The sequence below is a fragment of the Streptomyces sp. NPDC043726 genome, from assembly GCF_056436565.1.
On sequence record NZ_JBWKCI010000005.1, the window covers coordinates 123,231 to 138,250 of the forward strand.

Sequence of the window (15,020 nt, forward strand, 5' to 3'; positions counted from 1 at the left end):
GCTTTTCACAGCGGCGTGAGGTGTCCCGGCTGCGGCTGCCGGGGCACCAGCGCCGGCTCCGCCGCCGCCGTGCCCGGCTCCAGCGCCAGCACGGCGGCGACGGGGTGGTCGTCGTCGGCGTAGGGCACCGGGTGGTCGTCGCCGGTGTACGGCAGGACGGGCTCGGTGTCGGCGTACGGCAGGACGGGCTCGGTGTCGGCGTACGGCCGGACGTGCGTGGTGTCGGCGTACGGCACCGAGTGGTCGCCGGTGGTGTGCGGCACCGCGTCGGCGTCGGTGGTGTGCGGCACCGCGTCGGCGTCCACGGGGTGCGTGACCCGCGTCAGCATGATCACGCCCCACGCCGCGAGGCAGGCGCCCGCCAGCGCGAGCAGGATGCCGGCCGCGCCGCCCTTGACGCGCTCGTCCAGCAGGGCGAGGCCGATCAGCGCGGCGGCCACCGGGTTGGACAGGGTCACCAGCGCGAGCGGTGCGTCCAGGCCGTCCCGGTAGGCCGACTGCGACAGCAGCAGTCCGCCCGCCGCGAAGGTCGCGACGACCAGGGCCACTCCGATCACCTGCATGCTCAGCAGCGATCCCGAGCGGTCCGTCGCGGCCACCGTCACGGTCTGGGTGAGCGCCGAGGCCACTCCGGAGGCGACCCCGGACGCGGTCGCGTGCCGCAGCCCCTGGCGCTTGCCGGGCCGGCCCAGCGCCGCGATCAGCACCGAGGTGACCCCGGCGACCGCCACCGCCTCGGAGACGCTCAGCACGTCGTCGGGGGCGTGTCCGGAGGCCGTGACGAGGATCGCCGCGAGGCCGAGCAGGGTGAGGGCGGTGCCCCGCCACTCCACGGCGCTCACCCGGCGGCCCGCGACCCGCGCGCCCAGCGGCACGGCCGCGACCAGGGTGAGCGCGCCGAGCGGCTGGACCACGGTGAGCGGCCCGTACTTCAGGGCGACCACGTGCAGCAGCGCGCCGGTGGCGTTCAGACCCACCGTCGACCACCAGGCGCCCGAGCCCAGCAGCCGCAGCACTCCGGTGCCCGGTGTGCGCGAGGCGAGCCGTTCCTGGGCGACGGCGGCGGCCGCGTAGGCGACGGCCGAGAACAGGGACAGCACTACCGCGAGCAGTGTGGCGTTCATCGGCCCGCTCCCACGAGAGTCGGTTCATCGGACAGTGCTCCGGCCGGTGCTTCGGTCCGTGTTTCGGCCGGTACGAGGTGCCTGGTGCCGCGTCCCGCGGTGGTCCTGGTGCGGTGCGGCGGGTGGATCACGGCGAGGGCGAGGCCCAGCAGGGCCGCGGCCACGATCGCGTCGAGCCAGTAGTGGTTGGCGGTGCCCACGATCACCAGCAGGGTCAGCAGCGGATGCAGCAGCCACAGCCAGCGATGGCGGGAGCGGGTGGCGACGATCAGCCCGATCGCCACCATCAGGGCCCAGCCGAAGTGCAGCGAGGGCATCGCCGCGAACTGGTTCGACAGGTGGTCGTCGGCGGGCGGGCCGTACACGGAGGGGCCGTACACCCGCGCGGTGTCGACCAGGCCGGTCGCGTCGAGCATCCGCGGCGGGGCCAGCGGGAAGAGCAGGTGTCCGACCAGGGCGACCGCGGTGACGGTGGCCAGGATCCGGCGGGCCCACACGTAGTGCGCGGGGCGGCGCAGGTAGAGCCAGACCAGGAAGGCCACGGTGGCCGGGAAGTGGACGGTCGCGTAGTAGGTGTTCGCGACATGCACCAGGGTGTCGCCGCTCAGCAGCACCGACTGCACCGAGCCCTCGCCGGGCAGACGGACGGCTCGCTCCAGGTCCCACACACGGTGCGCGTTGCGGAAGGCCTCGCCGGTGTGGCCCGTGGCCAGCTGCCGGCCGAACTTGTAGACGAGGAAGAGCCCTGCGACGAGCAGGAGCTCACGGACGAGCGGCGGACGCGCTATCGCGTCCGACTCGGCTTCTGCAGGCTCGGTGCGGGCATTCATTCCCCCGGCCCTTTCGCTGACGGTGGTGCGTGGGTGGTGCGGGCGGCGGCCCGCGGGGTGGGTGACTCCGCGGACGCGCCGAACTCATCGATACGGGTGAGTACCGAAACGACACTGTACCGATACGGCAGTGTACCGATACGGTGGGGTACCGGTACACTGGCGTATCGATTGACATAGGCCACACTGGAAGAACCCGAGCGAGGAGAAGAGCCGATGACGTCGCAGGCCGCGGACGGACCGGAGACGGTCGCCGCCTCGCGCCGCTCCAAGATCACGCCCGAGCGTGAGCGGGAGTTCTTCGACGCCGTCCTCGACCAGATCCGCGAGTGCGGATATGACGCCGTCACGATGGAGGGCATCGCCGCGAGCACGCGATGCAGCAAGTCCACGCTCTACCGGCAGTGGAAGACCAAGCCCCAGTTCGTCGCGGCGGCCCTGCGCTCCAGCCGCCGCCCGCGCTTCGCCGGCATCGACACCGGGACCCTCGCGGGGGACCTGCGGGAGGCCGGCCGGGCGGTGGGCGACTGGTCCGGCGACACCACGGTCCTGCTCCAGGCCTTCGGGCACGCGGTCACCCAGGACCGTGAGCTCCAGCACGCGCTGCGCGAGGCGCTCGTCGAGCCCGAGCTGGCCGCCCTCCAGGCGATCATCCAGCGCGGGGTCGAGCGCGGCGAGGTCGCCGCCGACCATCCGGCCCTGCCGTACGTCGCCGCGCAGATCTTCGGCGTGCTGCGCGCCCGGCCGGTCCTGGAGGGCGAGTTCGCCGACCCGGACTATCTGCTCCGGTTCGTGGAGGCCGCCGTACTGCCCGCGCTGGGCCTGACACAACAGACATGAGACCCAGGCCGCCGTCCACGGGATGACTGGACGGTGACCTGCGACGCGCCGCACCGTGGGGACGGGGGCGGCGCGCACCCCCCGGCCGGGTGGGGTCCCTCTTTGAGCGGAGAGGTGCCCCACCCGGCCGTTCGCTCACCCGGGTGCCGTGCGCATGCCTTTCCTGGCATGCCGCTGCTTTACCCGGATGCCGCTGCTGTCCCGGGATGCCGAGCGACGGCGTCAGACGTCCTGGCCGCTGCCGCCGCCGGACGCCACCTCGATCCCCTCGGTGATCTCGTCGATCACGCTCTGCTTCTCGCCGACGTCGACACCGAAGCGGACCACCACGATCTGCCCGGAGTCCGCGGGGGAGGGGAAGGCGAGCGATTCGACGTAACCGTCGGCGCCCTTGCTGGTGATCGCCTTCCAGCGGACCAGATAGCCCTTCTGCCCGGCCACGGTCACCGCCTTGGAGGCCAGGACCTCGTGCGAGGTGATCTCGCCGTACCCCTCGCCGTAGGACTGCTCGGCGTTCTTCTCGATGTCCGCCTTGGCGACCGCCTCGGCGGTCTCCCCCGAGGTTCCCAGCACCCGCGCGGGCGCCGAGTAGGCGCCGCCCTTGGTGCAGTTCTGGGAGGTGTCGCCAGGGCACTTGTACGAGTCCTCCGAGGTCACCGAGGCGCCCACGGTGATCTCCTGGCCGTACCAGCCGTCCGGCACCGGCAGGCTGATCCCGCTGATCGAGTCGGTCACCGAACCGCTCTCGATCCGGGGCGCCTCGGAACCCTCGGGGGACGGCGACTGCTGCCCGTCCGGACCGCCGTCCTCGAAGGGATCCTGGCCGTCCGGTCCGCCCTGGTCGTCCGGTCCGCCCTGACTGCCCGGGGTCCGCTGCGCGGTGGCGGTGCCGCCGTCCGAGTCCCCGCTGTCGGCGAGGACGTACACGCCCACCCCGATGCTCGCGAGAACCGCGACAGCCACCGCCACGGCTATGCCGGTGCGCAACCCGCGCCGTCGGCCGTCGGGCGGTGTCGGATACCCCGGATACCCGGAATGCCCCGGATACCCCTGATACCCCGAGTAAGCCGGATAGCCCTGGTTCGGCGGATAAGCCGGGTTGCCCGCGTCGACCGGGTGGGCCGGGTGGGCCGGGTGGGCCGGCTGTCCCCCGGCGGCCGGCGAAGGCGCCGGCGGACCCCATGCGGCGGCGGATCCCGCGGGGCGGGTCTGCTCCGTCCATGCCCTGCCGTCCCACCAGCGCTCGCCGGCCGGACCGTCGTTCGTCTGCCCCGGGTCGGGATACCACCCGGGAGGAGTCACCTGCGTCATGGGTCCACCGTATGAGGCGACGGTGAAAGCCGTATGAGAGGGATCCGGACCGGTCTGAACCCCCGCGCTGTCATCTTCCCGAACGATCTGTCACCCGTGACGGCAACAGCTGCCCGGACCGCCCTCCAAGCCGACTGCTCGAGGACTACGCTCAAGTCCTGTACGTCGTTCGGGCGACTTGGGGAGGTAGCGGGATGACGGAGGTACGGCCCACGCCGGCCACCTCGGCTTCCCTGTGGGAGCGCGACGCCGAAGTCGCCGCCGTCGTACGGGCGGTGGAGACCCTGGCCGCCGACCGTTCCTCCCCGGGCAGCCTGTTGGTGATCCGCGGCGAGGCGGGCCTCGGCAAGACCGCCCTGCTGGCCGAGACCCGGCGCATCGCCGAGGCGCGCGGCTGCCAGGTATGGTCGGCCCGCGGCGGCGAGACCCTGCGGTCCGTCCCCTTCAACGTCGTACGACAGTTGCTCCAGCCCGCGCTGGTGTCGCTGCTGCCGGAGGAGGCCCGCGAGTACCTCGGTGACTGGTACGACATCGCCGGCCCCGCCCTCGGCATAACGGAACCGGGCGAGCGCCGCGCCGACCCGCAGGGCGTGTGCGACGGTCTGGTCGCCGCCGTACGCCGGCTGGCGCGGCGCGACTGGCCGCTGGTGCTGCTCATCGACGACGCGCACTGGGCCGACCAGGAGACCCTGCGCTGGCTCGCCGCCTTCACCGAGCGCCTCGACGACGTGTCCGTGCTGGTCGTCGTGGCCCGGCGGCCCGGTGACGTGCGCGGCGAGAGCGCCCGCCACCTCGACGCGGTGGCCGCCGCCGCGAGCCGCCCCGTCAACACCCTCAGCGCACTGAGCCCGGACGCCACCGCGAGCCTCACCCGCGCCACCGTCGGCGGACACGCCGACGCCGCGTTCTGCCGCGAGGTCTGGGCCGTCACCGCCGGGAACCCCTACGAGACCGTCGAACTCCTCGCCAAGGTGCAGGACACCGAGATGGACCCGGTCGAGTCCTCCGCGGCCGAACTGCGCGCCCTGAACCGCTCCGCCCGCGGCGGCGGACTCGTCGCCCGCCTCGAAGGGCTCGGCATCGAGGCCACCCGGTTCGCCTGGGCCGCCGCCATACTCGGTGCCGGAATCACCGTCGGCCAGGTCGCCCGGCTCGCCACCATGAGCCACGAGGACGCCGTGCGCTGCGCCGACCTGCTGTGCAACGCCCGTATCCTCACCGCCCCCGACCCGGCCGCCGCCCCGGTCGAGGAGGGCGACCTGGAGTTCGTCCACCCGCTGATCGCCTCCGCCGTCTACAACTCCATCCCGCCCGCGCTGTGCACCGCCATGCACGGCATCGCCGCCCGCGTGGTCACCGACTCCGGGCGCGGCGCCGCGGCCGCCTCCCGCCACCTGCTGGAGGTCCACCCGGACGACGACGCCGAACTCGTTGGGCAGTTGCGCGAGGCCGCCGCCGAGCACCTCGCCGTCGGCGCCCCGGACGCGGCCCGCCGCTGTCTGGAACGCGCGCTGCGCGAACCGCCCCTGCCCGAGGTTCACCCCCATGTGCTCTACGAACTCGGCTGTGCCGCCCTGCTGACCGCACCGGCCACCACCATCAGCCATCTGCGCAGCGCCCTCGCCATGCCCGGACTCGACGGCCCCGAGCGGGTGGACGCGGTGTACCGGCTCTCCCAGGCGCTGCTGCACAACGACCAGCTGGAGGAGGCGGTCCGTACCGTCGAGGCGGAGGCCGCCCGGCATGAATCCGGCCCCGCCCGGCTGCGGTTGCAGGCCGTGCAGTACATGTGGGAGGGCATCCACGCGGGCGAGGCCAGCTCGCCGGAGCGCTCCGAGCGGCTCGCCGCACTCGCCCGCACCTGCACCGGCCGGGACAACTCCGAGCGCGCCCTGCTCATCCTGCGCGGCTTCGACGCCATGGCCCACGGGGAGAACGCCGAAGAGGTCGTCGAGCTGTGCGACCGTGCCCTCGTCAACGGCCGCCTCGCGCCCGGACTCGGCTGGACCGACCCCGAGTGGGGCGTCGAGATCCTGATGATGCTGGCCAGCGCGTACACCTACACCGACCGGCTCGACCGCGCCGAGACCATGTTCACGGAGGCCCTGCGCACCTACGAGTCGGCCGGCTGGAGCGGCGGCCACCTCGCCCTGGCGCACGCCTTCCTCGGCTTCGCCCACCGCCGGCGCGGCCGTCTGAAGGAGGCCGAGAGCTCCCTGCGCGAGTCCCTGCGGATCGCCGAGCGTGTGGGCCGGGGACTGCCGCTGTACTGGTCGGCGAGCTGCAACCTCGTCGACACCCTGCTGGCCCGCGGCCATGTCCAGGAGGCCTGGGACGTCGCCGAGCAGTACGGCTTCGCCCCGCCCTACCCGTCCACCATCGTGCTGCCCGACCCGCGCTCCGTGCGGGGCAGGCTGCTGCTCGCGGTGGGCCGCACCCAGGACGCCGTCAACGAACTGGAGGCGGCCGAGAAGGCGGCGAACGCCCGGGGCCATCACAACCCGGTGATGGTCCCGTGGGCCGTCGACCTGGCCCGGGCCCTCGCGACCGAGGACCCGGCGCGGGCCGCCCAGCTCGCCACCGACGTCCGTCGGCGGGCCGAGCGCTTCGGCACCGACACGGCCATCGGCGAGGCCCTGCGCTGCGCCGCCGCCCTGGAGACCGGCCAGCGCGCGGTGCGGCTCGCCGCGCAGGCGGTCACCTTCCTGGAGGCCTCGCCCTGCCAGTACGAACACGCGGCGGCCCGCATCGAGTACGGCATCGCGTCCCGCTCCACCGCCGAACTGACCCGCGGCCTGACCTTGGCCCGCAAGTGCGGAGCGGACGGCCTGGCAACCCAGGCGGAGGAACTGCTGGCGTCCGGGGCGGGGTTGGACTAGAGGGCGGTCGATGGGCGGGGTTGGACTGGTGGGGAGGTGCAGCCTTCCTGGAGCGGCGGCGACGGCTCAGGCGCCGAGCAGCTGGTCCGTGACCGCCGCCAGCCGCTTGCGCACGTCCGGGTCGTACGTCGCCTCGTGCGACCGGGCCGGGGCCGTGCCGTCGAAGAAGCCGCCGCTGCCCAAGTCCCGGGTCGCCAGGGCCAGTACGCCCGGCGCTCCGTCGGCGACGGTGCTCCAGGGCGTGACGCCGCCCTCGCGGACCATCGCGGTGTCCATGAAGGTGGCCGGGTGCAGCACGTTCACCGAGACCCCGGTGCCCGCCAGCTCCTCGGCGAGCGAGAAGGTGTGCGCGGCGAGCGCGAACTTGCTGCGGCAGTACGCGGCGAAGCCCTCGTACCCGCGTGTGAACCCGGGGTCGTCGAAGTCGACGGGCTCCTGGCCGACCGAGCCGACGTTGACGATCCGGGCGGGAGCGTTCGCGCGCAGCACCGGCAACAGGGCGCGGGTGAGCGCGACCGGCGCCAAGTAGTTCACCGCGAGCCGCAGTTCGTGCCCGTCGGCGCTCGACTCCCGGCCCGAGCCGCGCGAACCGCCGCCCACGCCGGCGTTGTTGATCAGCACATCGAGATCCGGATGCGCGGTGGCTACATGGGAGCCCAGCTCACGCACCTGCGACAGCGAGGCGAGGTCGGCGACGAAGCCCTCCGCGTCGCCCTCCGCGCGCAGCTCCTCGACGAGCCGCTCGGTGCGCCCGGCGTCGCGGCCGTGGGCCAGGACGACATGCCCGGCGCGGACCAGCTCGAAGGCGACGTAGCGGCCGAGACCGGAGGTGGCGCCGGTGATCAGAATCGTGGACATGCCTCCACCGTAGCCACGCGGGGGCGACGGGTGCGCGCCGTCGGTGCGGGCGGGACCGCCGAGGTCAGCCCTCCTCTTCCGCGAGCACCCGCTGCGCCGTCGCGAACGCCGAGTTCGCCGCCGGAACTCCGCAGTACACGGCCGTCTGGAGGAGTACCGCGCCGATCTCCTCCGGGGTGAGCCCGTTGCGCCGGGCCGCCCGGACGTGCATCGCCAGTTCCTCGTAGTGGCCATGGGCGACCAGCGCGGTCAGTGTGATCATGCTGCGTTCCCGGCGGCTGAGCGTCGGGTCGGTCCAGATCTCGCCCCACGCGTAGCGGGAGATGAAGTCCTGGAACCGGGCCGTGAAGGGGGTCTGGCGGGCCTGGGCCCGGTCCACGTGCGCGTCGCCGAGCACCTCCCGGCGCACCTCCATGCCGCGCGGGGCGGAGCCGCCGAGGTGGGCGCGCAGGGCGGTCAGGACGGCCTCCGGGCACTGGGCGGGCGCCAGATGGGAGGCGCCCGGGATCTCCACGAGTGCGGCACCCGGTACCGCGTCGGCGATCTCCCGGAGATGGGCCGGCGGTGTCGCCGGATCCTCCCGGCCCGCGATCAGCAGCGTCGGGGCGGAGATCTCCGTGAGCCGGTCGCGCAGGTCGAACGCGGCCAGCGCGTCACAGCAGGCCGCGTACGCCTCCGGATCGGCGTCCCGATGGTCCTGGACCAGCCGCGGCACGGTGAACCCGGGCGTGAACCAACGGGAGTTCGCGCCCTCGGCAAGCCCGGCGAGCCCTTCGGCGCGCACCAGCGCGGCCCGCTCCTCCCAGGGCTTGGCCCCGTTGAAGTGGGCCGAGGAACAGATCACGGCGAGCGAGGACACCCGCTCCGGATGGTGCACCGCCAGATGCAGGCCGACGGCCCCGCCGAGCGACACCCCGGCATAGGCGAACCGCTCGACGCCGAGCGAGTCGGCGAGCCGCAGCACCAGTTCCGCCAGGTCGCCGACGGTGGCGCCGGGCCCGATCAGGTCCGCCGCCGAGCCGCCGTGCCCGGGCAGGTCCCAGCGCACCACCCGGTGCCCGATGGACAGTTCGGGCGCGACCGCGTCCCACAGGGCGTAGGAGGTGCCGAGCGACGGACCGAGCAGCAGCGGGGGAGCGGAGGCGGAACCCTCGTCACGGTGGTTGAGGAGTAGGTCGGTCAACGTCGCTCCAGAGCACGGTCGGTGAGGGCAGCGGCGCTGCCGGTGTAGCGGGTGGGGTCGGTGGGCTCGGAGAGGTCTACGTCCTTCAACTCCGGCTCTGCAGAGAGGAGTTCGGCAAGCGAGCGACCCTCCGCGTGGGCGCGCCGGGCCAGCTTTGTCAACAGTTCCTTGGCGCGGGCGCGGCCCAGCAGCGGGGTCAGCTCGGCGGACAGCCGCTCCGAGACGATCAACCCGTGGGTGAGATCGAGGTGTTCCCGCATCGCGGACGCGTCGACCCGCAGCCCCTCGGCGAGTTCGGCCGCGTCCCGGGCTGCGCCGCCGGTCAGCCGGAGCAGCTCACGCAGCGGTTCCCACTCGGCGTGCCAGGCCCCGGCCGGCCGCTCGTCCTCGGCGGCCAGTGAGCCGTACAGCGTCGCCGCGAGCTGCGGCGCCCGCCGGGCCGCCGCTGCGATGAGCGTGGACCGCACGGGATTGGCCTTGTGCGGCATGGCCGACGAGCCGCCGCCGCTGCCCTCCGCCAGCTCGGCGATCTCGGTCCGGGACAGCGTCAGCACATCCGCCGCGACCTTGCCGAGCGCCCCGGCCGTGAACGCCAGGCACCCGGCCAGATCGGCGACCGGGGTCCGCAGGGTGTGCCAGGGCAGCGTCGGCGCCGCGAGCCCCGCCTCCCGGGCGTAGGCCGCGACCAGCGCGGTCGGGTCCTCGATGCCGTACGCCGTGAAGGCGGCCAACGTCCCGGCCGCGCCGCCGAGTTGGACGGGAAGCGACTCCCGTACGGGCCTGACCCGGTCCCGCGCGTCCAGCACCAGCGCCCGCCAGCCGGCGGCCTTCAGCCCGAACGTCGTCGGTACGGCGTGCTGGGTGAGCGTGCGCCCCGGCATCGCCGTGTCCCGGTGCTCGGCGGCCAGCCGGGCCAGCGCCGAGCCGGTGCGGTCCAGGTCGGCGAGGAGAAGGCCGAGGGTGCGGTGGGCGACCAGCATCGTGGCGGTGTCCATGATGTCCTGGCTGGTCGCGCCCCGGTGCACGTACGGGCCGTACTCCTCGCCCACCGCCTTCGTCAGATCGGCGACGAGCGGGATGACGGGGTTGCCCCCGGCGCGGGCGCGCGCCGCGATCGACCCGAGGTCGAATCGGCCCGCGTCGGCGGCCTCGGTCACCGCCGCCGCGGCACCGGCCGGGCCCTGGGCCCGGGTCAGCGCGGCCTCGGCGTCGAGCAGGGCCTGCAGAAAGGCGGTGTCACTCGTCGCGGACGCGGCGGCGCAGGACGCCCACCCGGGGCCGAGCAGACTGTCGGCAGAAGTCACTGGAACTCCAGGAAGACCGTCTCGCCTTCGCCCTGAAGGCGGATGTCGAAACGGTAGGTGCCCTGGCCCTGATCTTCGGCGATCAGCGTGGCGCGTCGCTCCGGCGCCACCCGCGACAGCAGCGGGTCCGCGGCGAGGGCGGCCTCGTCGCCCGGCAGGTAGATCCGCGTGTACAGGTGCACGAGCAGCCCCCGCGCGAAGAGACACACGCTGAGGTACGGAGCGCTCTGCCCGCGCGCGCCCGGCCGCAGCGTCCGCGCCGTCCAGTGACCGTTGGCGTCGGTCTGGACGCGCCCCCAGCCGGTGAACTCCACGCCGTTGCGGCCCAGGAAGCCGCCGCTGGCGGGGTCGCGCCGCATGGAGCCGTCGACCTGGGACACCCGGCCCTCCGGGTCGGGGCCCCACAGCTCCAGGAACGCGTCCGGCAGCGGGTTGCCCTCGCCGTCGTGGACGTATCCCCGGAGCGCGATCGTGTCCGGGTGGCCCACCGGGGCGATGTCACCGCCGCCGGGGAAGGGCAGGGCGTGGCCGTAGAAGGGGCCGACGGTGTGCGACGGGGTCGGCAGCACGGTCTCGGGGCGGCTGGTGTCGATCTTCGTCATGGCGGTCAGCGCCCTTCCTCGATCCAGGTGGCGTTCGGGCCGTCGAGCACGATGTCCCAGTGGTAGCCCATGGAGAACTCCGGCACCGACAGACTGTGGTCGTACGTCGCGATCAGCCGCTGCCGGGCCGCGTCGTCCGTCACCGACTGGATGATCGGGTCGTACGGGAACAGCGGGTCGCTCGGGAAGTACATCTGCGTCACCAGCCGCTGCGTGAACGCCGTACCGAAGACCGAGAAGTGGATGTGCGCAGGACGCCAGGCGTTGAGGTGCTGACGCCAGGGGTACGGGCCCGGCTGGATCGTCGTGAAGTGGTACTGCCCGCTGTCGTCGGTCAGCGTCCGGCCTACGCCGGTGAAGTTCGGGTCCAGCGGGGCGTCGTGCTGCTCGCGCTGATGGGCGTACCGGCCGGCCGAGTTGGCCTGCCAGATCTCCACGAGCTGACCGCGGATCGGACGTCCGTCGCGGTCGAGCAGGCGCCCGGAGACGGTGATGCGCTCACCGATCGGCTCGCCGTTGTGCTGCCGGGTCAGGTCGTTGTCGATCTCGGTGATGTCCCGCTCCCCGAAGGCGGGGGAGTGCAGCTCCACCAGCTCCGGATCCTTGCTGACGTCGATCGCGACCGGCGGCTGCTTGGGGTGGCGCAGAACGGAGGAGCGGTACGGCGCGTAGTCGCGGCGCGGGTGATGCTCGACGGGGGCGCCGTCGGCGACGCGCTTCTCGTAGGCGGCGTGCTCGGCCGCGATCTCCTGGTCGATGTCGTGCTGGGTGAGAGTCATGGGATGGATTCCTCGGGGTTCTTCGCGCTCGACGGGTGTCTCAGCGCTCAAGGACGAGGGCGAGGCCCTGGCCGACGCCGATGCAGAGGGTGGCGACGCCGATGCCACTGCCCTTGCGGGCGAGTTGGTGGGCGACGGTGCCGGCGAGGCGGGCACCGGAGGCGCCGAGGGGGTGGCCGAGGGCGATGGCGCCGCCCTGCGGGTTGAGGACGGCGGGGTCGAACTCGGGCCATTCGGCGACGCATCCGAGGACCTGGGCGGCGAAGGCCTCGTTGAGTTCGAGGACGTCGAGGTCGGCGAAGGTCTTGCCGGCCTTGGTCAGGGCACGGTGGACGGCTTCGACGGGGGCGAGGCCGAAGTAGTGCGGGTCCAGGGCGTTGACGCCGGTGGCGCAGACGCGGGCGAGGGGTTCACGGCCGGTGGCCTTCAGGCCCTCCTCGTCGACGAGGAGGAGGGCGGCCGCGCCGTCGTTGAGGGGCGAGGCGTTGCCAGCGGTCACGGTCCCGTCGTCCTTGCGGAACGACGGCTTCAGCTTGGCCATGGCTTCCAGGGAGGCGTCCTGGCGCACGCATTCGTCGGCGCCGAAGACGACGGGGTCGCCCTTGCGCCGGGGGACCGGGACGGGCGCGAGCTCCGCGTCGAACAGGCCCGCCTGCTGGGCCGCGGCCGCCTTCTGGTGGCTGCGCAGCGCGAACTCGTCCTGCTGGTCCCGCGTGATCTTGTGCTTGTCGGCGATGAGTTCGGCGGACTCGCCGAGCGGGACGGTCCACTGGGGTTGCATCCGCGGGTTGACCATGCGCCAGCCCAGGGTGGTGGAGTACAGCTCGGTGTGCGCGGCCGGGAAGGGCTTGTCGTTCTTGGGCAGCACGTACGGCGCCCGGGTCATGGACTCCACACCGCCCGCTACGGCGATGTGGGCGTCCCCGGCCGCGATGGCGCGGGCCGCCTGGATGACCGCCTCCAGGCCGGAGGCGCACAGGCGGTTGACGGTGACGCCGGGCACCGAGGTGGGCAGGCCCGCCAGCAGGGCGGCCATGCGGCCGACGTTGCGGTTCTCCTCGCCGGCGCCGTTGGCGTTGCCGAAGTAGACGTCCTCGATCCGGGACGGGTCCAAGTCCGGCGTACGGGCGAGGAGTTCACGCAGGGCGTGGGCGCCGAGGTCGTCGGGGCGGACGCTCGCGAGAGCGCCGTTGTAACGGCCGATCGGCGTCCGTACCGCGTCGACGATGTAAACCGGGTTCACAGCCCATCCTCCGCAACGGTCAGTTTCGCGTCGGTCTTCGCGACGATCTCGTCAACGCCCACCCCGGGCGCCGTCTCGACGAGCACCAGACCCTCCGGCGTCACATCGATCACCCCGAGGTCGGTGATGACTCGGTTCACGCACGCCTTGCCCGTGAGCGGCAGCGCGCACTCGGTGAGGATCTTCGGCGAGCCGTCCTTGGCGGTGTGGGTCATCACCACGATGACCGTACGGGCGCCGTGGACCAGGTCCATCGCCCCGCCGATCCCGGTGATCAGCTTCCCCGGGATGGCCCAGTTCGCCAGATCACCGCCCGCCGACACCTGCATCGCCCCCAGCACGGCCACATCGATATGACCGCCCCGGATCATCGAGAACGACAGCGCCGAGTCGAAGAAGGAAGCCCCCGGCAGAACCGTGACCGTCTCCTTGCCCGCGTTGATCAGATCCGGATCGACCTGATCGTCCCTCGGATACGGGCCGGTGCCGAGGATCCCGTTCTCCGACTCCAGGATCACCTCCACACCCTCCGGGAGGTAGTTCGGGATCAGCGTCGGCAGCCCGATCCCGAGGTTGACGTACTGCCCGTCCTCGAGCTCACGCGCCGCCCGCGCGGCCATCTCTTCCCGCGTCCAGGCCATCAGCTGCTCACCGTCCGCTGCTCGATCTTCTTGTCCGCCGCCTGCTCCGGCGTGAGCGCCAGGACCCGCTGCACGAAGACGCCCGGCAGGTGCACCGCGTCCGGGTCGATCTCGCCGGGCTCGACGAGCTCCTCCACCTCGGCGATCGTGACCCGTCCGGCCATCGCCGCGAGCGGGTTGAAGTTGCGGGAGGACTTGCTGAACACCAGGTTCCCGTGCCGGTCACCCTTCGCCGCCCGGACCAGGGCGAAGTCGGTGCGGATCCCGTGCTCCAGCACGTACTCGGTGCCCTCGAACTCCCGCACCTCCTTCGCCGGCGAGGCGAGCGCCACGCCGCCGGAGCCGTCGTAGCGCCAGGGCAGCCCGCCCTCGGCGACCTGCGTGCCCACCCCGGCCGGGGTGTAGAAGGCGGGGATCCCGGCGCCGCCCGCCCGCAGCCGTTCGGCGAGCGTGCCCTGCGGGATCATCTCCACCTCCAGCTCCCCGGCCAGGTACTGCCGGGCGAACTCCTTGTTCGCGCCGATGTAGGAGCCGGTCACCCGCGCGATCCGCCCGGCCGCGAGCAGCACCGCCAGCCCGGACTCCATCGCCCCGCAGTTGTTGGACACCACCGACAGGCCGCTCACGCCCCGCTCGTACAGGGCCCCGATCAGCACGTTCGGCACACCGCTCAGCCCGAAACCACCCACCGCCAGCGACGCGCCGTCCGGCACATCAGCCACCGCCTCGACAGCCGTGGCGACCACCTTGTCCATCCGTGAAGCCCCATCTCGTCCGAGCGCCCGGTCCACAATTAATCAGGGCACTGAGTATTTCAGCGGGTGTCCCTCACGCTGCCATCGGGGGGCTTGGGCGTCAAGGCCTGCGCAAAACGGCAGGTCGCCGGTGCAGACGGTCTTCGTCGAGGCGGGTATCGTTCAGTGCACCGACGAATTCGATGACGGGAGCGCACATGGCCGCGGTGGATCTGACCACCCACCCCGGGCACCTGGCCCGGCGGTTGCAGCAGGCGCACTACCTGTTGTGGAACACGATGGTCTCGGAGGAGATCACCTCGCCGCAGTTCGCCGTCCTGAACGCGCTCGTCGCCGAGCCGGGCCTGGACCAGCGGACCGTGGGGGAGCGGGTGGGGCTCGACCGGTCCACGATCGCGGAGGTCATCAGCCGGCTCGGCCGCCGCGGGCTGCTGGACAAGGTCCGTGACCCGCAGGACGGCCGGCGCTTCCTGCTGCGCCTGACGGACGACGGGGTGCGCACCCACCGCAAGCTCACCGTGCGCACGGCCCGGATGAACCAGATCTTCCTCGCCCCGCTCTCAGCCGAGGAACAGACCGTCTTCTTCGACCTCATCCAGCGGGTCGCGGACGCGGCCGAGGGGCTCCGCAATCCGACGGAACCCCTCGTGGCGCAGAACTGAGCCGCGTGT

The 15,020-nt window shown here is 72.8% G+C and carries 14 protein-coding genes; 3 read left to right on the forward strand and 11 right to left on the reverse strand.

What is annotated here, in order from left to right; translation table 11 throughout:
* Positions 1-5: 5 nt before the first annotated feature.
* Both AC068Z_RS16140 and AC068Z_RS16145 read right to left on the reverse strand, forming a co-directional pair.
* Positions 6-1,124, reverse strand: coding sequence for a DMT family protein (locus AC068Z_RS16140; protein ID WP_478555577.1), 1,119 nt, complete (start codon positions 1,122-1,124; stop codon positions 6-8).
* Positions 1,121-1,954 carry a phosphatase PAP2 family protein gene (locus AC068Z_RS16145; protein WP_478555579.1) on the reverse strand — a complete coding sequence of 278 codons (834 nt, stop codon included), beginning with the start codon at positions 1,952-1,954 and terminating at the stop codon, positions 1,121-1,123. Before AC068Z_RS16145 ends, AC068Z_RS16140 begins: the two co-directional genes overlap by 4 nt.
* Before the next feature lie 216 nt (positions 1,955-2,170).
* Here AC068Z_RS16145 and AC068Z_RS16150 point away from each other — a divergent pair, with 216 nt between their 5' ends.
* Positions 2,171-2,794, forward strand: a complete 624-nt coding sequence (locus tag AC068Z_RS16150) for a TetR/AcrR family transcriptional regulator (RefSeq protein WP_478555581.1) — start codon at positions 2,171-2,173, stop codon at positions 2,792-2,794.
* Between the two features lie 222 nt (positions 2,795-3,016).
* Here the strand turns inward: AC068Z_RS16150 and AC068Z_RS16155 are convergent, their stop codons facing one another.
* Positions 3,017-4,105 (reverse strand): DUF2510 domain-containing protein, encoded by a 1,089-nt coding sequence (locus tag AC068Z_RS16155; RefSeq protein WP_478555583.1) that lies wholly within the window; start codon positions 4,103-4,105, stop codon positions 3,017-3,019.
* Between the two features lie 194 nt (positions 4,106-4,299).
* On the opposite strand from AC068Z_RS16155, the gene AC068Z_RS16160 reads away from it, so the two are divergent.
* Complete coding sequence (locus AC068Z_RS16160) at positions 4,300-6,984, forward strand: ATP-binding protein (protein ID WP_478555585.1); 2,685 nt, start codon at positions 4,300-4,302, stop codon at positions 6,982-6,984.
* A gap of 66 nt (positions 6,985-7,050) precedes the next feature.
* Here the strand turns inward: AC068Z_RS16160 and AC068Z_RS16165 are convergent, their stop codons facing one another.
* The 8 genes from AC068Z_RS16165 to AC068Z_RS16200 all read right to left on the reverse strand — a co-directional run bounded on the left by AC068Z_RS16165 (position 7,051) and on the right by AC068Z_RS16200 (position 14,349).
* Positions 7,051-7,842 (reverse strand): SDR family NAD(P)-dependent oxidoreductase, encoded by a 792-nt coding sequence (locus tag AC068Z_RS16165; protein ID WP_478555587.1) that lies wholly within the window; start codon positions 7,840-7,842, stop codon positions 7,051-7,053.
* A 64-nt stretch (positions 7,843-7,906) separates the two neighbouring features.
* A complete protein-coding gene (gene pcaDC / locus AC068Z_RS16170; protein ID WP_478555589.1) occupies positions 7,907-9,025 on the reverse strand; it encodes a bifunctional 3-oxoadipate enol-lactonase/4-carboxymuconolactone decarboxylase PcaDC in 1,119 nt (372 codons plus the stop codon).
* Positions 9,022-10,329 carry a 3-carboxy-cis,cis-muconate cycloisomerase gene (gene pcaB / locus AC068Z_RS16175; protein ID WP_478555591.1) on the reverse strand — a complete coding sequence of 436 codons (1,308 nt, stop codon included), beginning with the start codon at positions 10,327-10,329 and terminating at the stop codon, positions 9,022-9,024. Before pcaB ends, pcaDC begins: the two co-directional genes overlap by 4 nt.
* On the reverse strand, positions 10,326-10,931 hold the full coding sequence (gene pcaG, locus AC068Z_RS16180; protein ID WP_478555593.1) for a protocatechuate 3,4-dioxygenase subunit alpha: 606 nt from the start codon (positions 10,929-10,931) through the stop codon (positions 10,326-10,328). Before pcaG ends, pcaB begins: the two co-directional genes overlap by 4 nt.
* Before the next feature lie 5 nt (positions 10,932-10,936).
* Positions 10,937-11,710 (reverse strand): protocatechuate 3,4-dioxygenase subunit beta, encoded by a 774-nt coding sequence (gene pcaH, locus AC068Z_RS16185; RefSeq protein ID WP_478555595.1) that lies wholly within the window; start codon positions 11,708-11,710, stop codon positions 10,937-10,939.
* Positions 11,711-11,750: 40 nt separating this feature from the next.
* Positions 11,751-12,953 (reverse strand): thiolase family protein, encoded by a 1,203-nt coding sequence (locus AC068Z_RS16190; protein WP_478555597.1) that lies wholly within the window; start codon positions 12,951-12,953, stop codon positions 11,751-11,753.
* The gene (locus tag AC068Z_RS16195; RefSeq protein ID WP_478555599.1) at positions 12,950-13,594 is read right to left on the reverse strand and encodes a CoA transferase subunit B; all 645 of its coding nucleotides are present in this window, start codon (positions 13,592-13,594) and stop codon (positions 12,950-12,952) included. Before AC068Z_RS16195 ends, AC068Z_RS16190 begins: the two co-directional genes overlap by 4 nt.
* The gene (locus AC068Z_RS16200) at positions 13,594-14,349 is read right to left on the reverse strand and encodes a CoA transferase subunit A (RefSeq protein WP_478555601.1); all 756 of its coding nucleotides are present in this window, start codon (positions 14,347-14,349) and stop codon (positions 13,594-13,596) included. Before AC068Z_RS16200 ends, AC068Z_RS16195 begins: the two co-directional genes overlap by 1 nt.
* A gap of 197 nt (positions 14,350-14,546) precedes the next feature.
* Between AC068Z_RS16200 and AC068Z_RS16205 the strand changes: the two genes are divergently transcribed.
* Positions 14,547-15,011 carry a MarR family winged helix-turn-helix transcriptional regulator gene (locus tag AC068Z_RS16205; protein ID WP_478555603.1) on the forward strand — a complete coding sequence of 155 codons (465 nt, stop codon included), beginning with the start codon at positions 14,547-14,549 and terminating at the stop codon, positions 15,009-15,011.
* Positions 15,012-15,020 lie beyond the last annotated feature (9 nt).

Coding starts and splice junctions, on each gene's coding strand:
- AC068Z_RS16140 (WP_478555577.1), bottom strand. CDS start 1,124: ATGAACGCCACACTGCTCGCGGTAGTGCTGTCCCTGTTCTCGGCCGTC.
- AC068Z_RS16145 (WP_478555579.1), bottom strand. CDS start 1,954: ATGAATGCCCGCACCGAGCCTGCAGAAGCCGAGTCGGACGCGATAGCG.
- AC068Z_RS16150 (WP_478555581.1), top strand. CDS start 2,171: ATGACGTCGCAGGCCGCGGACGGACCGGAGACGGTCGCCGCCTCGCGC.
- AC068Z_RS16155 (WP_478555583.1), bottom strand. CDS start 4,105: ATGACGCAGGTGACTCCTCCCGGGTGGTATCCCGACCCGGGGCAGACG.
- AC068Z_RS16160 (WP_478555585.1), top strand. CDS start 4,300: ATGACGGAGGTACGGCCCACGCCGGCCACCTCGGCTTCCCTGTGGGAG.
- AC068Z_RS16165 (WP_478555587.1), bottom strand. CDS start 7,842: ATGTCCACGATTCTGATCACCGGCGCCACCTCCGGTCTCGGCCGCTAC.
- pcaG (WP_478555593.1), bottom strand. CDS start 10,931: ATGACGAAGATCGACACCAGCCGCCCCGAGACCGTGCTGCCGACCCCG.
- pcaH (WP_478555595.1), bottom strand. CDS start 11,710: ATGACTCTCACCCAGCACGACATCGACCAGGAGATCGCGGCCGAGCAC.
- AC068Z_RS16195 (WP_478555599.1), bottom strand. CDS start 13,594: ATGGCCTGGACGCGGGAAGAGATGGCCGCGCGGGCGGCGCGTGAGCTC.
- AC068Z_RS16200 (WP_478555601.1), bottom strand. CDS start 14,349: ATGGACAAGGTGGTCGCCACGGCTGTCGAGGCGGTGGCTGATGTGCCG.
- AC068Z_RS16205 (WP_478555603.1), top strand. CDS start 14,547: ATGGCCGCGGTGGATCTGACCACCCACCCCGGGCACCTGGCCCGGCGG.